We start from the raw sequence: 19,520 nt of genomic DNA, 5'->3' as shown, positions 1-19,520 counted from the left end.
ACAGAAGAAGATCAGGGATGGAGCGTCACATTGGCGGTGGCGCTCTGTCCGTTTGCGTCGATGACCGAAAGAGTGAGATAGCCTTGGCCGGGGTTGTAGATCGCGGTTTCACGGGCGCGGTCGGCGAGGATCAGCGGCGCGCCGTTGGCGAGCCATGTGAAGGGCGGCGTGCCGCCCCGGACCTTGAGCGCGAGCGTCGGACCGGCTTCCACCTCGGCCCCGTCGGGCGGAAAGGCGATTTCGGGGGCGTTGGGGGCGGTTGCGAAGGCCGCGCTGCGCGGGCGGAACTGTTGCAGGGGGTGCGGCAGGCGGGCAGTGGGCAGGATCAGCGTTGCCGGTGGTGGCGCGGGAAGGGGGTCGGGCACGGATTTGAGCCGTGCGAAAATGTCGAAAAGGATCGGTGCCGCAAGATCGCCGCCAAAGGCGCCGGGGACGGAGGCACCGTCCGCCCGCCCCATCCAGACGCCTGCGACATGCGCCCCGTCGAAGCCGATCGCCCAGGCATCGCGGTGGCCATAGCTGGTGCCGGTCTTGTAGGCGATCCGTTGGGCGGGCGCGCCTGCGGGCGGGGGAAGTCCCGCGAGGATATCGGCTGTGAGCCATGCAGCCTCGGGCCCAAAGAGGCGCTGGCCTGTCGCCTCGGGCGCGCCGGGTGTTGTGTGAAGCCGGATCGGCTGGCCGAGCCTTGCCAGCGCGGCATAGGCCTGAACGAGGTCTTCGAGCGTGATCCCAACGCCGCCGAGCGCTACGGCAAGGCCCGGCTGGCCACGCGGCAGGTCCGGATGCCCGCCGGACTTGCGCAGGGCGGCCAGAAGCCGGGCGGGGCCGAGCGCTTCGGTCAGGCTGACCACGGGAATGTTGAGCGAAAGTTGCAGCGCCTCGCGCGCGGTAATGGTGCCCCGGTACTGCCGGTCGAAGTTTTGCGGTGCGTAGGTGCCGAAGGCGGTGGGCCGGTCCTCGATCAGGGTTTCGGGATGGGCGAGGCCTTCGTCGAAGGCCAGCGCATAGACGAAGGGTTTCAGCGTCGAGCCGGGGGACCGTAGCGCACGCGTCATGTCGACGAACCCCGCGCGGCTGTTATTGGTCCAGTCCGGCGAGCCGACGGTGGCGAGGATGTCGCCGCTGCGGTGGTCGGCGACGAGGACGGCAAGCGAGGTCCGCGCCCCGCTGGCCCGCATGGCGCGGGCTGCGAGGGTTTCGAGTCTGGCTTGCAGGCGGGCGTCGATGGTGGTTTCGATCCGGTGTGTACCCGGCTTTCCGCTGGCGAGGCGTTCGGCGAGATGGGGAGCGAGCACTGGGAAGGGGTGGCGTGCCTCTGGCACGGTCTCCGTCAGCGCGGCGGACCGGCGCTCATCCTCCATCGCTCCGTCGGCGACCATCCGGTCGAGGACGCGGGTCCGGGCCTTGGCAGCCGCTTCGGGGAAGCGGTCGGGGCGGCGGGTTTCGGGCGATTGCGGCAGGGCCACCAGCAAGGCCGCCTCTGCGGGCGTCATGCGGCGGGGTTCCTTGCCGAAATAGGATAGGGTCGCCGCGCGGATGCCTTCGAGGTTGCCGCCATAGGGGGCGAGGCGCAGATAGAGCCCAAGGATTTCCTCCTTGGTCAGCCGCCGTTCCAGCGCCAGTGCAACACGGATCTGACGCAGCTTGCCCTCCAGCCTGCCGGTCCCGCTTTCCTCCAGCAACCGCGCGACCTGCATGGTCAGGGTCGAGCCGCCCGATACCACGCGGCCATTCCACGCGGCCTGCAAACCCGCACGCAGCATCGCCAGGGGGTCGACACCATTATGGGTGTGAAACCTATTGTCCTCATAGGCGATCAGCATCGCGACAAAGCCCGGATCGACCGGGCCGGGATCGAGCCGCCAGCGCCCGTCGGCCACGGTGAAGGCGCGCAGGAGTGTGCCGTCGCGGGCGACGACCTCGGTCCCGGTTTCCACCATCAGCGCAGGCAGGTCCGTGCGGTCGATCCATTGATCGACTTCGTCCCGCGCCAGCCCGGTCGCGAAGAGAAGACCGGCGAGCAGGAAGGACGCGTGACGTCTCACTCCGTCACCGTGACCTGCCCGACCGCCGTGCGCGCCCGGTAGTCGGGTCGGTACATATCCTCCACGCTGGCCGCCGGGTGGCGGAACGTGCCGGGGGTGATGGCACGCAGAATATAGGCCAGCCGGAAGGGCCGGTCCGATCCCCAGTCGACGGCGGCAAGGAAGCGTTCCTGGCGAAACTCGGTCATCCGTGTCTCCGCCGTCTCCAGCCAGTCGAGCGCGGCAATATCGCCCGCGCGCAGAAGCGAGGGGTTGTCGATTTCGAACCCGGCGGGCAACGGGTCATTGACCATCAGCCGCGCCTCGCTGCCGTCATGCGGTGTGACCACGATCACCGCGACAAGGCGAGTGCCCTGTTTGACTGTGGCGATGTCGGCGGGCGTGCCATCGAGCGTGTAGTAGCTGCGGGCAATCGCATAGCCCTTGCCGCCCGCTGGCTCGGGTTCGGTCGGCACTCCGAAGCTGGTCAGCGTGACCGTCGCATCGCGCCCCGTTGTGTTGGCGATCACCTGCGGGATCGCGGCATCGGCGTCCAGCACCCGGACCATCGGGCCGTCAACCGCGGCACCATTGACGGTGAAGCCCTCGGCCCCGGCCCGGTCAATGAGCGCATTCGTAGCCAGCAGCGCCCAGGTCGCTTCCTGCGTTGACAGTCGTTGCCCCGCCATCACGGCCGCGACATCGTTGCCGAGCATATCTGCATCGACCGCTTGTGATCCGGCTTCGGTAGCCAGTGTCAGAAGCGCCGTCGCATCGCGCAGGTTGGTGCCGTAATCGGCCCGCCAGATACGCTGTTCGTTGAAACCCCAACGGCTGAGCTGTTCAGCGGCCTGCCGGAACATAGCGTCCGCCCGTCGCTGATCGCCATAGGAGGCAAGCGCCGCGCCAAGCTGGGCCGAGGCGATAGGTGTGTCGAAAGCCCCGGATTTCACGTCGGCATAGTAGCGCAGGTCTCCCATCGCCGCCGCCCCTTCGCGCGCCAGCACCATCAGCGCATAGGCATAGGCTCCGCCGCCCTCGTCGAAATCGGGGGCGTAGTTCAACTGGTTGCGCAAGTTGTCCAAAGCGTTGCGAAAGGCGGTGTCGGGCACGGTGTAGCCCTGCGCTTTCGCCCGGCTGAGGAAGTCGGTGACATAGGCATCAAGCCAGAGGTCGCCCGTATCGGGATACCAGAGACCGAAAGAGCCGTTGGAGGATTGGTTGATCAGGATCTCCGAAACACTCTCCTCAACCCTCTTCCGAATATCTGACGCAGGTGTGCCGCCTATCGCCGAGGCGACCTGTTCGAAATAAAGAAGCGGCAGCGCCTTGGACGTCAGTTGCTCTGTGCAGCCATAGGGATAGCGGTCAAGCGATGCCAGAAGCCCCGGCGCGTCGAAGCGGGCGATCGGACCGGCGGCCAGAGTGGCGCGACCGGAGCCGGGCAGGAGGTCAGCGAAGACGTTCTGATCCAGCGTGAAACTTTGACCGGCGGCCAGGTCGAAGCGGGTCTGGCGCGCGGTTTCAGGATCGTTGACCTGAACCGGGATGGTCAGATCCTTGACCAGTTGTTTGCCGTCGGGCGTCGTCAGCGCGACGCGGATCGTGCCCAGCCCCTCCGCATTCGCCGCCGTGACAGGGACGGTGATCGCGGTCTTCGCCTTCTCCGCCAGATCGAGACCGGAGGGCGCATCGCCAAGGATCAGACCGGTTCCCGAGACATCCAGCCCCATAAGCCCCGCAGGCCCAGCGGCATGGACGATCTCCAGAAGCATCCGCGCCTGATCCCCCGGTGCAAGGAACCGGGGGACGGAGGCTGTGACGACGACCGGATTGCGGACCAGCACGTCGGTTTCGGCCTGTCCCACCGCCTTGTCGGACCAGACGACTGCCATCAGCCGCACAGTGCCGTTGAAGCTCGGCAACTGAAACTCGGTACGGGCATAGCCGTCGGCGTCAACTGTCAGGGGTCCGGAGAAATAGGCGACCAGTTCCTCGGTCGGCGGTGGCGATTGCAGTTTCATGCCCGCCGCCGCGTCGCCACCCGACCGCACAGCGCCCTTTGTGCCGGTCTGGCCGTCGATGAGCCGCCCGTAAAGGTCGCGGATGCCGATGCCGAGTTTCTGCTGGCCGAAATAGTGGCCCTCCGGGTCCGGTGACTCAAAAGCGGTCAGGTTGAGGATGCCCAGATCGACAGCGGCGATGGTGGCGAAGACCTCTGCCCCTTCCGCCGCATCGACCTTCAGCGCAACAGGCAGCGGCCCGCGCGGATCGGCCTCGGGCGCGACCTCGAATATGGCGGAAAGCCTGCGCGCACCGGGATCGACCGGCGCATAGGAAAGGCCCAGCGCCCGCGTCGGCGCGCGGCCCGCCTCCGCGTTCAACGGGCGGATGACCGAAGCGGTGACATAGGCCCCCGCGCCCCAATCGTCGGTCACGGGCAGGTCGATCACATTCTCACCCGCCTTCACCGGCACGGCCTTCATGTCAATCAGCCGGTTCGAGAGGACCGTGACCAAAGCCACGCCATCCGCGCGGGGTTCGATCCGCAGCCGCGCCGTGTCGCCCGGCCGATAGGCGTCCTTGTCGAGCGCGACGGTCAGCGTATCAGGCGTTTCCGCAGCATCGGCGGGAACATACCAGCCCGCATAGAATTCGACGGAGGATGAGGTATGGGCACCCTCCGTCGCCTCCACCACCAGTTCGTAATTGCCCCAGTCGACCGGGGCAGAAATGCCCACCGGCCCTTCGGGCGTCAGCAGTGCCTCGCCGCTCACCACGCGGGACCGGGTTGTGGTTACCTCCCAGTCCCAGTTGCCGTGGAGCGAATACCACTGATAGTTCCGTTCGATCCGGTTGATCGTCCAGTGGACGGCGCGCGTGGCCGGTTCTTCATCCGGCCCGACCGCGATCAGGTTGAACCCGGCCTCCGACCCCTGCGGCACCGTGCCTTCCTCAAACAAGGGTTTGATCCCGATGACCGGGTCATCGGGCAGGATGCGCCGGGCGATGCTGCGTTCGACCGGCCGGCCGGACCCTTCCTTGACCCGCACGGCAACGCTCGCCTCCAAAGGCCGGTTCGCGGCCTCACCGAGATCGGGGAAGCTGACCGACAGGACCGCGCTTCCATCGGCACCGGTCTTCGGTGCGTCCTCGAGCGCGTCGCGATAGGGCGAGAACGGCTCATCATAGCGCCCGAAAGCATAGCCGGGGAAGGCATCAAGCTGCGTCAGCGCGCTGATCCTCAGATCGCCCTCGACATCCAGTTCCGCCCCCGGCGCGCCAAAGAGGTAACGCGCCGCGACCGTCAGCGGCGGCCGGTCGGTCAGGCGCAGGGCACCCTCGGGCAGGGTCAGGTCAAAGTCGATGCGTTCGGGCAGGAAATCCTCGACAAGGAAGCTCTGTGAGGCGAGCAGCTTGCCCTCTTCGACAAAGCTTTCGATCCGCCAGGTTCCATGTGGCGCGCTTCCGGCAAGCGGCATTCTGGCGACGAAACCGCCTGCGCCCGCATGGTCGAGAAGCGCGCGGGAATATTCGACCCCGTCGGGCCGGATCAGACGCGCGGTCATCGGCAGCCCGGCCAGGCCGTCGACCTTCTGATCGCGGGCAAGGATGGTGGCGTTTACGGTTTCGCCCGCCCGGTAGGCGCCCCGGTCGGTCGAAAGGAACACGTCGATGGGCGGGGCGGCCTCACGCCCAGCGACGCCCCGGTCGGAAAGGTCGAACTCCGCCTCGGTCAGCGGCAGAAAGGCCATATCCTCGCCCTTCTCGACCATCACCAGCGCGGGTGCCGCGCCGCCGATTCCGGCGGCCAGCCCGGCATCGAAGCGGGCGTATCCTTCGGCATCCGTGGTCACGGCCCCGATCACCGCATTGGCGCGGGACAGCAGCGTTGCGGTCACGCCTTCGCTGGCCGACGCGTCAGACAGCGCGCGGACGAAGACATGCAGGCCGTCCACGCCCTCCATCGCCGTCAGTCCGAGGTCCGAGATCACGAACCACTGCGTCGCGGCAGGATCGTCATAGGGGTCCTTGCCCGGAATGGCGGCCTGCAGCGCGTAGATGCCGGGGCCGAGGTCGGACATGACGCCGTCGAGCGGCAGAAGCGTGGTCATATCGCGGTTGACTTGCATCCCGACCTCGCCGGTGCCGGTCCAGACCTCTTCGGCGACCTCGGATTTCAGGTTTTCCGCCGACCAGTAATCCAGTGGGCGGCCGAACATGCCGCCCTGAATCGCGCGGATCAGGTTGCGATCGGAGAGACGCAGCAGCGTCAAGTCGAGCGTTTCGGCATTCACCGTCTCGACCGGGATACCCTTCGTCCCCACACGCGGTAGAACATAGGCGCGGCCGGGGAAGCGCACGGCGGCGGACCGGTCGCGGATATATTGGGTGATCTGGGTATCCTTGGCCAGAACCTCGCCTGAGGCGGCAGGTAGGCCTTCGCGGAAGGTCAGCGTTGCCCTCGCGCCGTGGACAAAACCGGCAACGCAGATCTGGCGGCCAGAGGCTTCGACTGAAAGACCCGCCTCGGGCAGTTTCACGAAGGGTGCGTAGTCAGTGCCTGAGCGAACCAGATCCTCGTTGAAGAACGCGCAGATACGGGGGCTGGCACTATCCGCCTCGACCTGCGTTTCGGAAATGCGGAACCCGTATTTTCCGATCGCATCGTCCAGCATCGCCGCCGTATCGTCACGTGGTTGGATGCTTTGTGCGAGCCTTAGGAGCGGGATCATGTCGCGCCCGCGGCCGATCCGGTCGAAAGCGTTCGCCAGTGTGACCAAAGTGTTTGCACGCAGGGGTGCGGCATCAGCCCTGAGATATGCGTTGGTCGCGGCGCGCGCGGCACGCTCGGCATATTCCCGCATCCGACCGCTACTGTCGCTTTTGAGGTGCAACAGCGCATCGGCGTAATCTGCCCAGTCGCCCGCCAGATCGGTTATACCGGTCAGCATTCCCGCAAGTTCGGCGGCTCTCGGCCAGTTTGCATTCGAACGTGCGCTCTGTGCCAGACCCGCCAGTTCGTCTGCGGGCATTTCACCCGCGATATGAAGTGCCGTCAGGCCCTGCGCCTGATCATAGGCCGCGATCAAATCTTCGGGCCTAAGGAAGCCCAGTTCATCCGCCCGGAGCTGGGCGCGCTCTGAGGACCCCGGCGCGGCTTCCAGCATACGGCCCGAAATCGCGCCGATATAGGGCGCAGGTTCACCGGCACCGGACTTTGGGAAGCAGGAGGAGGCGCGGCGGTTATAGGTGAAGGCCGTGCAGGCGTTCTCGGAAAGGCAGGCCGCGCGGCAGGCGTCAAAACCGATGTCATAAAGCGCGCGCAGGTCGCCGCCCGGAAAGTCCATATTCTCGACCAGAACCGCGCGGCGTTCGGGGATCAGGTCCCGGGCTGGCGCTTGGCCCGCCACGAAAAGACTTGCCGCGAGGGCCGCGATTGCAAGGGCGCGCATCGAAATCCCCATTTCCGGTCAATGCCCTGATGCTCGCAGGCCCGGGCGGGATTCGCAACCGTGACGACCGCGACTGGGGCGGCGTTTAAGCGTTCCTTCACATGGTTGCGCGATGGTCGGAGTCGCGCGGGCGGTATTCCGCACGGTCGGGCCGGAGAAGGGATGTGAGCATAGCCGAGAAACTCGCCAAAGAACGGCGCGCGCGCCTAGCCGCCGAACGCCTGCTGGAACAGAAGAAGCGCGAGCTGTTCGCGGCCAATTCGCAGTTATCGCAACATGCGCGCAGCCTCTCTGACCAGATTGTCGAACAGCGTCACGGACTTGAACAAGCGCTTTGCGAAGCCGAATCGCTCAAAGGGCAGAACAATCACATCATGTCCGACCTTCGTCGCGCGACCGATGCGGCGGAAATTGCAGAACGGCGTCTGTGGGAGGCGATTGAGACCATTCAGGACGGATTCGCGGTTTTTGACACCGGGATGCGGCTTGTTGCTGCGAACGGGGCGTGGTTCTCGCTTTTCAATGACAGGACCGATATCCAGACCGGTATCCACTACGACATGATGATCGTAACACTGGCCGAGGCCGGAATTGTCGATCTGGATGGCAGAGACGTTCACGACTGGCGCCATGAGATGACCGAACGGATCGCTCGCGCCGATATTCCACAAAAGACGGTGCGGCTGACAGACGGCCGTCATATCCGCTTTATTGACCGACGCGGAAGCGAAGGCGATATGGTTTCGATGGCGCTCGACATCACCGAGGCGATGGAGCGCGAGGCAGAACTGGAGGAAGCGAGGGCTAGGGCTGAGTCCGCGAACCGCGCGAAATCGGCCTTCCTCGCGAATATGAGCCATGAGATCCGCACCCCAATGAACGGGGTCGTGGGCATGGCCGAACTCTTGATCGACACCGATCTGGGCGAGGAGCAGAGGCTCTTTGCCGAGACGATCAAGTCATCGGGCGAGGCGCTTTTAACGATCATCAACGACGTGCTCGACTATTCCAAGATCGAGGCGGAGAAGTTGAAGCTCTATCCCGAACCCTTCGATCTGGAACGCTGCCTGCACGAGGTGGTGCTGCTGCTGCAACCCTCGGCCCGCGACAAGGGCATCAAGCTTCTGGTCGATTTCGATCTCTTCCTGCCGACCCGCTATGTCGGCGATCCCGGGCGGATGCGGCAGATTCTTACTAATCTTCTGGGTAATGCGGTCAAGTTCACGTCCGAAGGGCATGTGCTGGCGCGCGTGGTCGGCTTGGAACTACCGGATAGCCGGTTCGACCTGCATGTCACGGTCGAGGATACCGGAATCGGCATATCGCCCGACTACATCGATCACATCTTCGGTGAATTCAATCAGGTCGAAGAGCAATCGAACCGCAAGTTCGAGGGGACCGGGCTCGGTCTCGCGATCACCCGTCAGCTGGTGGAACTGATGGGCGGAACGATCTGGGTCGACAGCGAGGCGGGGCAGGGATCGTGCTTTGGCTTTCGCGTGACCTTTGCCCCGGCTGAGCCAATACAGATCATCGACAAACCTGACCGCCCGATCCTTCTGAGACGAGCGCTCATCGTCGACGATGTGCAGATCAACCGGGTCATCCTGGAACGTCAGCTTCAGACCTACGGGCTAGAGGTCACGATGTGCCGCAGTGCCGGTGAGGCCTTGCAGGCGGTCGCCGCTGGCGGCTTTTTCGATGTTGTGCTCACCGATCACGACATGCCGGAAGTCGAGGGACCGGAACTTGCGGCCCAGTTGCGCGCGGTGGGGGTAACGGCGCCGATCCTGCTCCTCTCGTCGCATCCTGACGCCGCAGAAGGTGCGACTCGTGACATGGCAGCGGTTCTGCAAAAGCCAATCCTCCGCTCCGAGCTGTTCCGGACCTTGCAGCACCTCTCCTATCCCGGCACTAAAAACGAGGGGTTCTTGCCGCTCGATCCGGCGGAACCGGAATCCCCTGTCGGCGAGAAACGGCAGATGCGCGTGCTGGCGGCAGAGGACAATCGCACCAACCAGCTTGTCTTTCGCAAGATGGTGACGGATTTCGACATCGACCTGCAGTTCGCCGCCAATGGGCGCGAGGCGGTGGATCAGTGGCGCAGTTTCCGTCCCGATTTGATCTTCATGGATATCTCCATGCCCGAAATGGATGGTCGTGAGGCTGCCCGCGCCATCCGGTCTATCGAGGAAGAGCGCGGGCTGACCCGGACACCGATCGTTGCACTCACTGCCCATGCGATGGAAGGCGACAGTGACTCGATTCTCGCAGCTGGCATCGACCACTATCTGACGAAACCGCTGAAGAAAGTCGCGATTGCAGGAAAGATCGGTGAGTTCCGCCCTCTCGACGCGCGTCCGGCGACGTAAGAAACGCATTGCATGATGTGCTGCCGGTCAAGAGGTGTGGATCGGCGCTTTTCGGGGTGATCGCCCCTGTCAATCCCGACAAATCAGGCTAAGGTCGCCTGCGACAGGATCGGAGGGAACGATGAGCGCATTCGACGAAGACCTTTTCCTGAAAGGACTTGCACAACGCAAGGCGACACTCGGCGCGGATTATGTCGAAAGAAATCTGGCCGCTGCTGACGATTTCACGCGCCCGTTTCAGGAGGCGATGACCGCCTGGTGCTGGGGCTTCGGCTGGGGCGACGATGTCATCCCCGCAAAGACGCGGTCAATGATGAACCTCGCGATGATTGGCGCGCTCGGCAAGATGCATGAATGGGAGATCCATTGCCGGGGCGCAATCAACAACGGTGTCACCAAGGACGAGATTCGCGCGATCATCCATGTCGTCGGCATCTATTGTGGCGTACCGCAGGCGCTGGAATGCTTCCGCGTGGCACGGAAGGTGCTGGAAGACGGCAATAGCCCGACCTGATCTTTAGGTGGGTTTAACCCACCTTGTCCGGCAAGGTTGCTCGCCCTTTGTGCCGCGATTCAGAGTGAATGAAATGTGGTGGCGAGGGGGAGACTTGAACTCCCGACCCCACGATTATGAGTCGTGTGCTCTAACCAGCTGAGCTACCTCGCCACACCGGCGGTGTAGCTATGCCAGCCCCCGCCGCCCGTCAAGGGAGAATCTCCCCCAAAGGATCAAAGACGATAATAGTCGCGGTACCAATCGACGAAGCTTTGCATGCCGGTTCGGATATCGGTCTGGGGTCGGTAGCCGGTGAGGCGGCGCAGGAGGGTGTTGTCGGCCCAGGTGGCGCGCACATCGCCCTTCTGCATTTCCATCAGATTGCGCTTCGCGACCTTGCCCGTTGCCGCTTCGATCGCCGCGATGAAATCGCCAAGCGCCACCTTCTCGCCATTGCCGATATTGACGACCCGCCAGGGAGCGACCGGTGACAGGCTGTCGCCTGTCTCTATAGACTCGACTGTTGAAGGCCGCTCCGGCACGGCGTCCATCAACAGCCGGACCCCTCGCACAAGGTCCGTCACATAGGTGAAATCTCGGAACATCTCGCCATGGCCGTAGACGTCGATGGGTTCGCCGGCGAGGATCGCCTTGGTGAACTTGAAAGGCGCCATGTCCGGGCGCCCCCACGGGCCATAGACCGTGAAGAAACGGAAACAGGTCGTGGGCAGGTTGTAAAGATGCGCCCAGGAATGGCTAAGTGCCTCGGTCGCCTTCTTGGTTGCGGCATAGAGCGAGACCTGAGTGTCGACCTTGTCGGTCTCGCGGTACGGCATCTCGGTATTGGCGCCGAAAACCGATGAGGTGGAGGCAAGCAGCAGGTGCTTGACCCCCAGATCGCGCGACGCCTCCATCACGTTGAACGTGCCCTCGATATTCGAGGACAGATAACTGCGCGGCGCTTCCAGGCTGTAACGGACGCCTGCCTGCGCCGCGAGATGGACGACGATATCCGGTTTGAAGGCGGCCATGTCGGCAGCAAGTGTGGCGCTGTCCTCCAGCATGCATTCGGTGAATCCAAAGCCCGGTTTCTGGTTCAGAACCGCAAGGCGACCCCGTTTCAGATTGACGTCGTAATAATCCGTCATCCCGTCCATGCCATGGACCCGGATGCCTTCGTCAAGGAGAAGGTCCGCAAGGTGGAAGCCGATAAAGCCGGCGACCCCGGTGATATAGACGCGCATCCTCAGCTCCCTTTCCGGACCATCGGGGCGATGAATAGCCGCATCCCCGCCGATGCGAAAGTCCGGGCATCGCCAAATGCGCGCGCCCGCGCTAGGGATAGGCCGAAGGAGGCCCGATGCAGGTGCAGATCCCGTTCACCCGCGACCTCGTCCTGATTGGCGGCGGTCACACACATGCGCTCGTCTTGCGCATGTGGGGGATGCGGCCTGTGCCGGGGGTGCGGCTGACACTGATCAATCCCCTCCCGACGGCGGCCTATTCCGGCATGCTGCCCGGCCATATCGCCGGGCATTACGCGCGCGACGAATTGCAGATCGACCTTGTTAAACTTGCCCGCCACGCGGGGGCGCGGCTGATCCTCGGCCGGGCGACGGGTATCGACCTTGCGGCCCGCCGCATCACCGTGCCGGGTCGGCCTGACATTGCCTATGACATCGCCTCGATCGATGTTGGTATCACGTCAGAGATGCCCGGCCTTCCCGGCTTTGCCGATCATGCGGTTCCGGCCAAGCCGCTCGATGCCTTCGCTGACCGGTGGGAGAAGTTCGTCGCCGGTCACACAAAGCGCGATGCGGCACCATCGGTTGCGGTGATCGGCGGCGGCGTCGCTGGTGTGGAACTGGCGCTTGCCGCCCGCCACCGTCTGGGAGAGTCGGCCACGATCAGCGTGATTGAGCGGTCGCAGGCATTGTCTGTGATCGGGGCGGGGGCAAGTCGCGCGCTCCGGGCCCACATGACGCGGGCCCGCATTTCGCTGATCGAGGGGATGGAAGCGACAAGTTTTGAGCGGGGCGGCGTGCGGCTGGCCGATGGCCATCTGGTGCGCGCGGATTTCGTGATCGGCACGGCTGTGGCGCGCGCCGGGGGCTGGCTTGCTGATACCGGGCTCTCGCTGGAAAACGGGTTCGTGCAGGTCGGCCCGACCCTGCAAAGCCTGACCGATCCGGCGATCTTCGCCTGCGGCGACATCGCCCAGATGGGGTTCGCACCACGCCCCAAAGCCGGGGTTTTCGCCGTGCGGCAGGCGCCGGTGCTTGCGCACAACCTCGAAGTTGCCCTGACCGGGCGCGGGAATATGCAGGCCTACCGGCCACAGCGCGACTATCTCAAGCTCATTTCCACCGGGTTCAAGGGCGCGGTCGCCGACAAATGGGGCCTGCCGCTCGACGGCGCCTGGCTCTGGCGCTGGAAGGATCGGATCGACCGGAAATTCATGGAGAAGTTCCACGAATTGCCCTTCATGGACGCGCCGCCCTTGCCCGAACGCGTTGCTGCCGGGGTGCGGGACGAGCTTGGCAAGGGCAAGCCCCTTTGCGGCGGCTGCGGCGCCAAGGTCGGGCAGGCCGATCTGCGCGCGGCTCTCGCGGGCCTGCCGAGGCCGGTTCGGCCCGATGTGCTGTCGGGTCCGGGGGACGACGCGGCTGTGCTGGCGCATGGCAAGGACCAACAGGTCCTGACGACCGATCATGTCCGCGCCTTCACTGAAGACCCTTACCTTCTGGCGAAAATCACCGCGATCCATGCCATGGGCGACGTCTGGTCGATGGGCGCGTGTCCGCAGGCGGCGCTGGCGCAGGTGATCCTGCCCCGTATGTCGTCCCGGATGCAGGCGGATACCCTGCGCGAGATCATGACGGCCGCCGCCGAGACCTTCGGGGCCGAAGATGCCGACGTTGTGGGCGGGCATACCAGTCTCGGGGCCGAACTCACCGTGGGGTTCACGGTCACCGGGCTCACCGCTGGCGGCGCCGTAACTCAGGCCGAGGCGCGGCCGGGCGACTGGCTGATCCTCACCAAGCCGATTGGTACCGGCGTGATCCTCGCCGCCGAGATGGCCCGCGCCGCGCCGGGCGATGTTGTTGCCGGAGCGCTCGACTCCATGACCCGCCCGCAGGGCGCGGCGGCGCGTATCCTCGCGCCTGCGGCGGGTGCGATGACCGACATCACAGGGTTCGGCCTTGCCGGACACCTGATGACCATGATGGAGGCGTCTGGCACTGCGGCACGCATATCGCTCTCGCATGTGCCCGTCCTGCCGGGTGCCGAGGCACTTGCGGCAGCGGGCCATGGCTCCACGCTCCTTCCCGCGAACCGTGCAGTCATGGCGCGGATGTTCCTGACGGAAAGTCCGCGCGCTGATCTGCTCTTTGACCCCCAGACCGCAGGCGGGCTCCTGGCTGCGGTCCCGGCGGACAGCGCGATGGACCTTGTCCGGCGGCTCCATGCGGTGGGCGAGACAGCGGTGATCATCGGCGAGGTGCTGGAAGGCCCGCCCTTCCTCACGGTCGAGGACTGATCCCATCCATCTGCTTCTTCGGTTCAGAAAACACTCTGGCCCGGCGGGCTGCGGCGCGGAACGCGACGCCCGGTGAGGGGGGCTCGATGCCCCCCGAGACGGCATTTGTCAGCGCGTCGTGGTGAGCGCGCGCACCGCGTCTGCGATACGGGAGGCAACCGGGTCGAGCGTTGCTGCCGCGAGGTCGGCGGTCTCGATCACTGCCTCGCGCTCCGGCGCGAACCGGGCGCGGTGCTTTTCGTAGCGGGGGTCGTAATGGGCCGCCATCAGGTCCCGCGCCAGCCCGACAAAATCATCCCTCTCGGCGAGGGCGAGCCATGCCTCGATCCGCTCGGCCGGATGCAGCGGCTTCAGCCGCGCAACGACCGCCTTCAACCGGTCCCGGTCCCCGGTCACATCGGCATAGGCGCGGGCGAGGTAGTCGGCGCGCGCCTCCAACGGGGCGGCAACGCGGATCCGGGGCGCTGCACACATTGCAGCCCAGAGCTGTTTCGGCAAGGCGATATTGCCAACCCGAGAGCTTTCCGCTTCCACCACCACCGGCCGCGCCGGATCGAGGGTCGCAAGCGCCACGGCAAGCCGCCCCTCAAACCCCTTCTGCGTCGGCTGTCCACCCGGCATGTCGCCGAAGAGTGAGCCGCGATGATTGGCGAGCGCTTCAAGGTCGATGGTCTGAACCCCATGATCGCCAAGAAGCCCGAGCAGTTCCGTCTTGGCCGAGCCGGTATTGCCATCCAGCACCACGAGCGGAGACCGGACCGGCTGATCCTGCAGTTCCGCCACAACGAGCCGCCGCCAGCTTTTGTAGCCCCCTTCGACCAGTTCCACCCGCCAGCCGACCTGCGACAGGATCGATGCGAAGGACCCCGATCTTTGCCCGCCGCGCCAGCAATAGACCAGCGGCCGCCACCCCCCCGGCAGATCGGCCAGCGGTCCTTCCAGATGCTTGGCGGCATTGCGCGCCACCAGCGCCGCGCCGATCTTGCGGGCGAGGAAGGGCGATTGCTGCTTATAGACCGTTCCCACATGGGCCCGTTCCGCGTCGTCCAGCACCGGCAGGTTGATCGCGCCCGGCAGATGATCTTCGGCGAATTCCTGCGGTGCGCGCACGTCGATCACCGCGTCGAAGCTAAGCGCGGCGATCTGCTGAAGGGAGGTGAGGGTCAGGGCCATGGCCCCTCATAACGTCCCGCGCGATGCTCCGAAAGGGTCAGTAGACCGTGACCGGCGCGCCAAGTTCCACGCGGTTGTATAGGTCGATCACGTGATCATTGACCATCCTCAGGCAGCCGTTCGACACCGAATGCCCGATGGAGTTCGGTTCGGTTGTGCCATGGATGCGGATCGCCGTGTCGATGCCGTCGTGGTAAAGGTATAGCGCCCGCGCGCCCAAGGGGTTTTTCGGCCCGCCCGGCATGCCGTCGGCATATTTCTCATAGGCCGCCGGATTGCGTTCGATCATCTCAGGCGTGGGTTTCCAGCTGGGCCATTCGACCTTGCGCCCGACCACCGCCTCACCGCGATAGACAAGTTCTGACTTGCCGACCGCTACGCCGTAGCGGATCGCGGTTTGTGGCCGGACGATGTAGTAGAGGAAATGCTGGGACGAGATCACATGGATCGAGCCGGGTTCGAAGCTGCGTTTCACGCGCACGACGGTCGGATAAAGCTCGGGCGAGATGGTCAATCCGGCGATTGGTGCAGGTGGCAGGACGATATCGGTCTTGGTCAGTGCCGCGACCGGCGCGGCCCTACCACCGAACGCTGCGGCCGCGAAGGCCCCGGCCATGAGCGAACGACGATCCCTCATTCTCTCCTTCTGTCCCGCCTTTATTGTGCGGGGTTTTCTTACAATACCGTAAATCCAAAACGGATTGCTGCGATTTTGCCTATGAATGTGGCCTTGATAGGGCGCGCTTTGGCAGTCTTGCCGATAATGCGTTTTGTCACAGGGCGCGCTTTTCAGGATACCCCGTGCCCAAGATGCCTGAGCTCCAGGTCCGCCGCATATTTCTGCACCCGCGCCTCGAACCGGCGGACAAAACCAGCCTTGTTGATCCGGACAGACTGCAGCATCAGCCGCGCCGCCAGGGTACGCGGTTTTATTTCGGCGTCGACGGTCATACGGGTCCGCTTCGGCGAAAGCTCGACCAGTGCGACGGCAAGCGCGATATGAAAACCCGTGCTTTCGGCGTTGACGTTCAGGGCCTCGGGTCGGTCAAACCGGGCAAGCTCGCATAGCACCCGCCGCATCTTTCCGCGCATGGGAAAGCGGACGCTCCAGGTCAGGCCCGGCCCGACTTCGGCAATTCGGTCCACCCGTGTGACTTCTGCCCCGCGCCGTACCGCCGCCCTTTCGAATGAGCCGAAATCGGACAAGAAATCAAAGACTTCTCCAGCGGGCACTTCGACGTCTTCCTTCGTGGAAAACTTCACGCTTCTATTCTCCCCATTCTCCCGCGCCGACTATTGGCGTCAATCGAGCCGGTCCGCAACCCAGTTGGCAAGCAGAAAACCCGCGATCGCGCCGTTGCGCGGCCGCCGGATTGTCGGGTGCTCCCCGGACAGAGCCAGCGCCACATCTTCTCTGCTGACCCAGATCGCATCCTCGATCTCATGTGGGTCGACGGTGATCTCGTCCGTCACCGCTTCGCCCGTGCAGCCGATCATCAGCGACGACGGATAGGGCCATGGCTGGCTGGCAAGATAGCGGACGGGACCGACCCTGACACCGGTTTCCTCGGCCACTTCACGACGTACGGCTGCCTCCAAAGACTCGCCCGGCTCGACGAACCCGGCGAGGCAGGAATACATGCCCTCAGGCCAACCCGGCGAGCGGCCAAGCAATGTCTTGTTTCCCCGCGTGATCAGCATGATCACCACCGGATCGGTGCGCGGAAAATGGAACGTGCCGCAGGTCGCGCAACGGCGTTGCCAGCCACCATCCGCAACAGCGCTGGGCTGTCCGCAGGCCGAGCAGAAGCGGTGGCTGCGGTGCCAGCCAAGGATCGCCTTTGCGGTGGCCACCAGTTCGGCATCGCGCGGCGTAAGGTCCGCCATCACACCGCGCAGTTCAGCGAACCGGTAATCATCTGGCAGGGCAGGATGGCGTTGTTCGGTCGGGTCGAAGAAGACGCCCGCAGGCGGCGTGTCACCGGTCTCGGGCTCCCATGCCGAGATGTCGGCGGCGAACCGCGCCTGCCCTTCGTCAAGACCAAGAAAGACCGGCGTTTCCGCAGCCGTTTCGAGAACCGGGTGACCCCGCGCAACCCAAGCGGCCGCATGGCTCGCGAACAAAGGTTTGCCGCGCCAGATCGGCAGGATGCATGCGGATCCATCCGTCATGTGCGCAGACAGGTCCTCGGCTTTGCCCCGCAACCAGGCGGCGCGGTCCAGACCCGATCCGCCGAAAGTTACCGTTTCCGCCTTGCGCATGCTTCTCTCCTCAGGTCGGCTCAGATGTGGCACGGCGGAAAGGCGGGTGCAAACGGATCAATGCGTCTCTATCGCCCCTATTGAACAATCAAGAGTAGAAAATGTTACATATTTATCTCTTATTTGGTGACCCGATGAAATATCTCCGGTTAGAATCTCCGCAAAGTAATGGTACCTTGGCGTGATCCCTGACCATCACACCAAGGGAGGTTCCCGTGACAACCATCAACCCATCGACCCTTTCCCGTCGGGGCTTCCTCGCCGGGACGACTGCCGGAGTTTCCTTGATCGCGTTGCATCCCTATTCCGCCTTTGCCGCCGCCAACCAGGCACATCTGCGGATCATGGAGACGACCGACATCCACGTTCATGTTTTCCCCTACGACTATTACTCCGACAAGGCGATCGACACCGTGGGCCTTGCCCGAACCGCTGCGATCATCGAAGGGATCCGGGCCGAGGCGACAAACTCCATGCTCGTCGACAACGGCGATTTCCTGCAGGGCAATCCGATGGGCGACTATATCGCTTATGAGCGGGGGATGAAGGAGGGCGATCTGCACCCCGTCATCGCCGCGATGAACACGCTGAATTTCGACGCCTCCACGCTGGGCAACCACGAGTTCAACTATGGCCTGGACTTTCTGGCGAAGACTCTCGCGGGTGCCAACTTCCCGGTTGTCTCGGCCAATGTCGCAAAGACGCTCGGCGCCAGCCCGCGCGATGACGAAACACTGCTGAAGCCATACATCATCCTCGACCGGGAGGTCACTGACGGGGCCGGGAACGCGCATCCGATCCGCGTGGGCCTGATCGGTTTCGTGCCACCACAGATCATTACCTGGGATCGCCGCCACCTTGAAGGAAAGGTGGAAACGCGCGACATCGTCAGTGCTGCCGAGGCTTGGGTGCCGCAGATGCGAGAGGAGGGCTGCGATATCATCATTGCGCTCAGCCATTCCGGCATCGGTTCCGCAGAACACACTGACGGAATGGAGAACGCCTCTGTGCCCCTTGCACGCGTGGCGGGAATAGACGCGCTTCTCACTGGGCACAATCACCTCGTTTTTCCCTCGCCCGCTTTCGAGGGAATGGCCGAAGTCGACATTTCTAACGGCACACTGTCTGGTAAGCCCGCCGTGATGGCGGGGTTCTGGGGCTCGCATATGGGGCTCATTGACCTGCTGCTGGAACGTGACGGCAATGAATGGCGGGTGCTCAGCTTCACGACCGAGGCGCGGCCGATTTCCAAGCGGAACGAGGATCGGTCGGTGACGGCGCTGGTCGAAAGTGTGCCGGGCGTGCTGGCCTCGGTTCAGAAAGAGCATGACGAGACGCTCGGCTATATCCGCCGCGCGGTGGGCAAGACATCGGCGCCCCTCCATTCCTACTTTGCACTCGTGGCCGATGACCCTTCGGTGCAGATCGTCTCCATCGCCCAGAAATGGTATATTGAGGAGATGATGAAGGGCACCGCGCATGAGGGCCTGCCGATCCTCTCGGCGGCGGCACCTTTTAAAGCCGGTGGCCGGGGCGGACCGGACTATTACACCGATGTCGCACCCGGCGATGTGGCGATCAAGAACGTCGCCGACCTTTACCTTTACCCGAACACGATCCGGGCAGTGCGGGTTACCGGCGCGCAGCTCAAGGACTGGCTGGAACGATCCGCAGGTATCTTCAACCAGGTCACACCGGGCGAGGCCGATCAGGTCCTGCTGAACCCCGACTTCCCGTCCTACAATTTCGATGTGATCGATGGCGTGAGCTATGAGATCGATATCTCACAGCCCTCGAAATACGGGCCGAAGGGTGAGGATCTGAACCCCGATGCCAGCCGCATCGTCAACCTGATGTATGACGGCAAACCGGTCGACCCGGCGGCCGAGTTCATCATCGCGACGAACAACTACCGCGCCTCGGGCGGTGGAGATTTCCCGGGGGCAAAAGGCGACACGACCATCTTCGAGGGGCCAGACACCAACCGCGACATCATCGTGCGCTATATCGTTGAACAGGGCACGATCAATCCGGCGGCCGATTCAAACTGGCATTTCAAGGCCCTGCCGGGGACGAGCGTATTGTTCGACACCGCACCGAAGGCGGCCGATCATATCGGTGACGTCAAGGCCGTGAAGATCGAACCGGCGGGTGACGGGCCGGACGGCTTTGCTCGGTTCCGGATATCGCTTTGAC

Annotated in this window: 11 protein-coding genes and 1 tRNA gene; 4 read left to right on the top strand and 8 right to left on the bottom strand. The window is 64.2% G+C overall.

Features of this window, described 5'->3' with window-relative positions; genetic code table 11:
* Positions 1-11 precede the first annotated feature (11 nt).
* A complete protein-coding gene (gene pbpC / locus OEZ71_RS07855; RefSeq protein ID WP_263739393.1) occupies positions 12-2,045 on the bottom strand; it encodes a penicillin-binding protein 1C in 2,034 nt (677 codons plus the stop codon).
* The gene (locus tag OEZ71_RS07850) at positions 2,042-7,492 is read right to left on the bottom strand and encodes an alpha-2-macroglobulin family protein (RefSeq protein WP_459542629.1); all 5,451 of its coding nucleotides are present in this window, start codon (positions 7,490-7,492) and stop codon (positions 2,042-2,044) included. The genes pbpC and OEZ71_RS07850 overlap by 4 nt, the downstream gene beginning before the upstream one ends.
* A gap of 152 nt (positions 7,493-7,644) precedes the next feature.
* Between OEZ71_RS07850 and OEZ71_RS07845 the strand changes: the two genes are divergently transcribed.
* Together OEZ71_RS07845 and OEZ71_RS07840 are read left to right on the top strand one after the other, a co-directional pair.
* Positions 7,645-9,852, top strand: a complete 2,208-nt coding sequence (locus OEZ71_RS07845; protein ID WP_263739391.1) for a response regulator — start codon at positions 7,645-7,647, stop codon at positions 9,850-9,852.
* A gap of 121 nt (positions 9,853-9,973) precedes the next feature.
* The gene (locus OEZ71_RS07840) at positions 9,974-10,366 is read left to right on the top strand and encodes a carboxymuconolactone decarboxylase family protein (RefSeq protein ID WP_263739390.1); all 393 of its coding nucleotides are present in this window, start codon (positions 9,974-9,976) and stop codon (positions 10,364-10,366) included.
* Positions 10,367-10,442: 76 nt separating this feature from the next.
* On the opposite strand, the gene OEZ71_RS07835 is transcribed toward OEZ71_RS07840, so the two are convergent.
* Positions 10,443-10,519, bottom strand: a tRNA-Met gene (locus OEZ71_RS07835).
* A gap of 62 nt (positions 10,520-10,581) precedes the next feature.
* On the bottom strand, positions 10,582-11,592 hold the full coding sequence (locus OEZ71_RS07830) for an NAD-dependent epimerase/dehydratase family protein (RefSeq protein WP_263739389.1): 1,011 nt from the start codon (positions 11,590-11,592) through the stop codon (positions 10,582-10,584).
* Positions 11,593-11,708: 116 nt separating this feature from the next.
* On the opposite strand from OEZ71_RS07830, the gene selD reads away from it, so the two are divergent.
* Complete coding sequence (selD, locus tag OEZ71_RS07825) at positions 11,709-13,889, top strand: selenide, water dikinase SelD (protein WP_263739388.1); 2,181 nt, start codon at positions 11,709-11,711, stop codon at positions 13,887-13,889.
* 108 nt (positions 13,890-13,997) lie between these two features.
* On the opposite strand, the gene mnmH is transcribed toward selD, so the two are convergent.
* The 4 genes from mnmH to nudC form a co-directional block, all read right to left on the bottom strand.
* Positions 13,998-15,062 carry a tRNA 2-selenouridine(34) synthase MnmH gene (gene mnmH, locus OEZ71_RS07820; RefSeq protein ID WP_263739387.1) on the bottom strand — a complete coding sequence of 355 codons (1,065 nt, stop codon included), beginning with the start codon at positions 15,060-15,062 and terminating at the stop codon, positions 13,998-14,000.
* Positions 15,063-15,099: 37 nt separating this feature from the next.
* Positions 15,100-15,699: a L,D-transpeptidase gene (locus OEZ71_RS07815; RefSeq protein ID WP_263739386.1), complete on the bottom strand. Its 600-nt coding sequence runs from the start codon at positions 15,697-15,699 to the stop codon at positions 15,100-15,102.
* Between the two features lie 152 nt (positions 15,700-15,851).
* Positions 15,852-16,325 carry an SRPBCC family protein gene (locus OEZ71_RS07810; RefSeq protein ID WP_263739385.1) on the bottom strand — a complete coding sequence of 158 codons (474 nt, stop codon included), beginning with the start codon at positions 16,323-16,325 and terminating at the stop codon, positions 15,852-15,854.
* Positions 16,326-16,364: 39 nt separating this feature from the next.
* Positions 16,365-17,324 (bottom strand): NAD(+) diphosphatase, encoded by a 960-nt coding sequence (nudC, locus tag OEZ71_RS07805; RefSeq protein WP_263739384.1) that lies wholly within the window; start codon positions 17,322-17,324, stop codon positions 16,365-16,367.
* A 215-nt stretch (positions 17,325-17,539) separates the two neighbouring features.
* Between nudC and OEZ71_RS07800 the strand changes: the two genes are divergently transcribed.
* Positions 17,540-19,519, top strand: a complete 1,980-nt coding sequence (locus OEZ71_RS07800; RefSeq protein ID WP_263739383.1) for a bifunctional 2',3'-cyclic-nucleotide 2'-phosphodiesterase/3'-nucleotidase — start codon at positions 17,540-17,542, stop codon at positions 19,517-19,519.
* The last annotated feature ends 1 nt before the right edge of the window (position 19,520 follow it).

This window comes from Albidovulum litorale (assembly GCF_025751495.1).
In the GTDB taxonomy this organism is placed as follows: domain Bacteria; phylum Pseudomonadota; class Alphaproteobacteria; order Rhodobacterales; family Rhodobacteraceae; genus Albidovulum; species Albidovulum litorale.
This window is presented reverse-complemented; position numbering and strand designations above follow the sequence as displayed.

Bases quoted from the DNA above. Each gene is read 5' to 3' on its own strand.
- OEZ71_RS07850 (WP_459542629.1), bottom strand. From the start codon at position 7,492: ATGGGGATTTCGATGCGCGCCCTTGCAATCGCGGCCCTCGCGGCAAGT.
- OEZ71_RS07840 (WP_263739390.1), top strand. From the start codon at position 9,974: ATGAGCGCATTCGACGAAGACCTTTTCCTGAAAGGACTTGCACAACGC.
- OEZ71_RS07830 (WP_263739389.1), bottom strand. From the start codon at position 11,592: ATGCGCGTCTATATCACCGGGGTCGCCGGCTTTATCGGCTTCCACCTT.
- selD (WP_263739388.1), top strand. From the start codon at position 11,709: ATGCAGGTGCAGATCCCGTTCACCCGCGACCTCGTCCTGATTGGCGGC.
- mnmH (WP_263739387.1), bottom strand. From the start codon at position 15,062: ATGGCCCTGACCCTCACCTCCCTTCAGCAGATCGCCGCGCTTAGCTTC.
- OEZ71_RS07815 (WP_263739386.1), bottom strand. From the start codon at position 15,699: ATGAGGGATCGTCGTTCGCTCATGGCCGGGGCCTTCGCGGCCGCAGCG.
- nudC (WP_263739384.1), bottom strand. From the start codon at position 17,324: ATGCGCAAGGCGGAAACGGTAACTTTCGGCGGATCGGGTCTGGACCGC.